We start from the raw sequence: 3,430 nt of genomic DNA on the forward strand, positions 1-3,430 counted from the left end.
CAGCCCTGCTTTGCAATGCACCTGCTTTTTCGTAATCTTTGAAAATTTCAGGATCGGAAAGCTGGGTATTGATTTCAGCCTGCTCGGTTTCCAAAGCGGCGATTTCATCAGGCAGGGCATCGAGTTCACGCTGTTCTTTGTAGGAAAGTTTGACCGTGCGGTTGGCTTTAGGTTTGATTTTTTCAGGCTCGGCAGCCGCTTTAGGCGCAGAGGCCGTCTGAATTTTCTCTTCCCGCGATTTTGCGTCGATATAGTCCTGATAGCCGCCGATGTATTCTTTCAGACGGCCTTGTCCTTCGAAAACAATGCTTTGGGTAATCACATTATCCAAGAACATACGGTCATGCGAGACAAGGAATACCGTGCCTTGATAATCGCGCAGTAGGTCTTCAAGCAGCTCTTGGGTATCAATGTCCAAGTCGTTGGTCGGTTCGTCCAAGACCAGGATATTGGCGGGGCGGGTGAAGAGTTTTGCCAGCAGGAGGCGGTTGCGTTCACCGCCGGAAAGCGATGAGACGGGACTTTGTGCGCGAGCTGGATGGAACAGGAAATCTTCCAAATAGCTCATCACATGCTTTTTCTTACCACCGACTTCAACGTAATCGTTGCCCTGTCCGAGCGTGTAAAACACAGTGTCGTTTTCATTCAACGCGCTGCGGAACTGGTCGAAATAAGCAACTTCCTGTTTACTGCCGATACGGATTCTGCCGTAGGTCGGCTGCAATTCGCCCAAAATCAGCTTGAGGAAGGTGGTTTTGCCGATGCCGTTTGGACCGATTAAGCCGATTTTGTCGCCGCGCTGCAAGATGGCGGAGAATTTGTCCATGATGACTTTGTCACCATAGGCAAACGAAGCGTGTTCCAGCTCGGCGATGATTTTGCCGCTTTTTTCGCCGCTGTCGAGCTTAAAGTTAACCTGCCCTTGTACGTTGCGGCGTTCGGCGCGCTGGCGGCGCAGTTCTTCCAAACGGCGCACGCGGCCTTCATTACGGGTACGGCGCGCTTCGATGCCTTTACGTATCCACGCTTCTTCCTGAGCATGAAATTTGTCGAAGAGGCGGTTGTGTTCTGCTTCAACCGCCAACTCTTGCGCTTTTTTCTCGCTGTATTTGGAGAACGAGCCAGGATAGGAGCGCAGAATGCCGCGGTCTAGTTCGACGATGCGCGTGGCGATGTTGTCCAGAAAACGGCGGTCGTGGGTAATCACGACCAAGCTGCCTTCAAACGCTTTAAGCAGATTTTCCAGCCAAATAATTGCGTCAATATCCAAATGGTTGGTCGGCTCGTCCAGCAGCAATACGTCGGGCTTTTGCACCCAAGCCTGCGCCAAAGCGACACGCTTTTTCTGACCGCCGGATAGGTTGCCGATTTTTTCGTTTTCCGGCAAACCGAGTTCCCCCAAAGTCTGCTTGACTGCCGCATCCAGCTTCCAGCCGTCCTTCGCTTCAATTTCGAGTTGTAATTCGTTGAGTTCTTTCAATAAAGCCTCACTCGAACCATTTTCCAACTCATGGCTGACATGATGATAACGGCGCAATAAATTGCGAATTTCTCCCAATCCTTCGGCAACGGTATCAAATACGGTTGCGTCCTTATCAAAAAAGGATTCCTGCGGTACATAAACGATTTTGAGGTTGTTTTGAACAATAATCTGCCCATCGTCGAGCTTTTGCACACCGGCGAGAATTTTTAAAAACGAAGACTTACCCGCACCGTTGCGGCCGATTAAACCGATTTTCTCGCCGCTGTCGAGTTGAAAAGAAGTTTTGTCGAGCAAGGCGACATGGCCGACGGCAAAAGAAGCATTTTCTACGGATAAGATATTCATGGGGAAACTTCAAAAAAGAAAAGAGGGACATTTTAACCGATTATCGGCAGATATTTGCCGACAATCATATGAAATTGAAAGTATCAGGCCGTCTGAAAGCAGTTTTCAGACGGCCTTCATTATTATTCTTGAACCTTCAAACCGAAATGCAGATAGGCTCGTTCGGTTGCTACGCGTCCGCGCGGTGTACGCTGCAAAAAGCCCTGCTGAATCAGATATGGTTCAATCACATCTTCGATGGTATCGGTTGATTCGCCAATCGCAGCAGCCACGTTTTCCAAACCGACAGGACCGCCGCTGAACTTGTGCAGAATCGCCTCAAGGAATTTCCTGTCCATCACATCCAAACCCTGACCGTCCACATCCAGCATACTCAAGGCAGCATCGGCAATTTCCGCATCAATGACGCCGTTGTTTTTCACATCGGCATAATCGCGTACACGTCGCAAAAGGCGGTTGGCAATACGCGGCGTACCGCGGCTGCGCTTGGCCACTTCCATCGCACCCTCGTCGCCCATATCCAACTGCAACAACTGGGCAGAACGAGCAACAATAGTCGCCAAATCTTTATTCTGATAAAACTCTAATCGGGACACGATACCGAAACGGTCGCGCAAAGGATTGGTCAGCATACCGGCACGGGTCGTCGCGCCTACCAATGTAAACGGCGGCAAATCGATTTTGACCGAACGCGCGGCCGGCCCCTCGCCTATCATGATGTCCAACTGATAATCTTCAAGCGCAGGATAAAGGATTTCTTCAACCACAGGGCTTAAGCGGTGGATTTCATCAATAAACAGCACATCATGCGGCTCGAGGTTGGTCAACAAGGCTGCAAGGTCGCCGGCACGTTCCAAAACCGGGCCGCTGGTTTGGCGCAAATTAACGCCTAACTCTTTGGCGATAATGTGTGCCAAAGTAGTTTTGCCCAAACCCGGAGGACCAAACAGCAAAGTGTGGTCAAGCGCTTCGCCACGTTTTTTCGCTGCCTGAATAAAAATAGCCAACTGCTCTTTTGCTTTATCCTGTCCGATATAGTCGTCTAAAGTTTTCGGACGTAAAGCGCGTTCAAGCAATTCTTCCTGAGCGGAAATATTTTGAGCAGTGATAATGCGCTGAGGTTGTGCAGAAGTAAGATTATCGGTTTGTAACATAATGTTTCTAAATTCTAAGACCATTCCCGACCCGTTATTTCAGATGGCCCGAACAATCAGATAAAGCGGTTAAATTATGATTTTGGCCATTATACCCGATAAGGCCGAGCCACTTTTCCTTCAAATTTAAATCACACAAAAATTTTCGTTTTCAGACGGCCAAAGCAACGTATAATAAACGGTTAATTCAAATACCTATCGCATTCAGGAGAACACATGAGCCTCAAGCAAAAAGTCATCGCCATCGACGGCCCCAGCGCATCCGGCAAAGGGACGGTTGCCTCACGCGTAGCCGAAGCCTTGGGTTTTCTTTACCTCGATTCCGGTGCGCTTTACCGCCTGACCGCGCTTTACGCACAAAAACAAAATGTTGCCTGGACAGATGAAGACGCCGTCAGCACACTGGCAGAAACTTTGCCCGCACAATTTGAAGGCAGCGTCGTGTTAT

The 3,430-nt window shown here is 49.4% G+C and carries 3 protein-coding genes; 1 reads left to right on the forward strand and 2 read right to left on the reverse strand.

Annotated elements, in window-relative coordinates:
* The coding region (locus tag ACTHUE_RS13415) for an ATP-binding cassette domain-containing protein (RefSeq protein WP_440423712.1) at positions 1 to 1,828 on the reverse strand (1,828 nt) is incomplete at its 3' end.
* Positions 1,829 to 1,950: 122 nt separating this feature from the next.
* Positions 1,951 to 2,982: a Holliday junction branch migration DNA helicase RuvB gene (ruvB, locus tag ACTHUE_RS13420; protein ID WP_039862144.1), complete on the reverse strand. Its 1,032-nt coding sequence runs from the start codon at positions 2,980 to 2,982 to the stop codon at positions 1,951 to 1,953.
* A 216-nt stretch (positions 2,983 to 3,198) separates the two neighbouring features.
* Here ruvB and ACTHUE_RS13425 point away from each other — a divergent pair.
* A partial coding sequence (locus ACTHUE_RS13425) for a (d)CMP kinase (protein WP_440423714.1) occupies positions 3,199 to 3,430 on the forward strand: 232 nt, incomplete at its 3' end.

This window comes from Neisseria sp. P0021.S005, from assembly GCF_051956955.1.

Bases quoted from the DNA above. Each gene is read 5' to 3' on its own strand.
- ruvB (WP_039862144.1), bottom strand. From the start codon at position 2,982: ATGTTACAAACCGATAATCTTACTTCTGCACAACCTCAGCGCATTATC.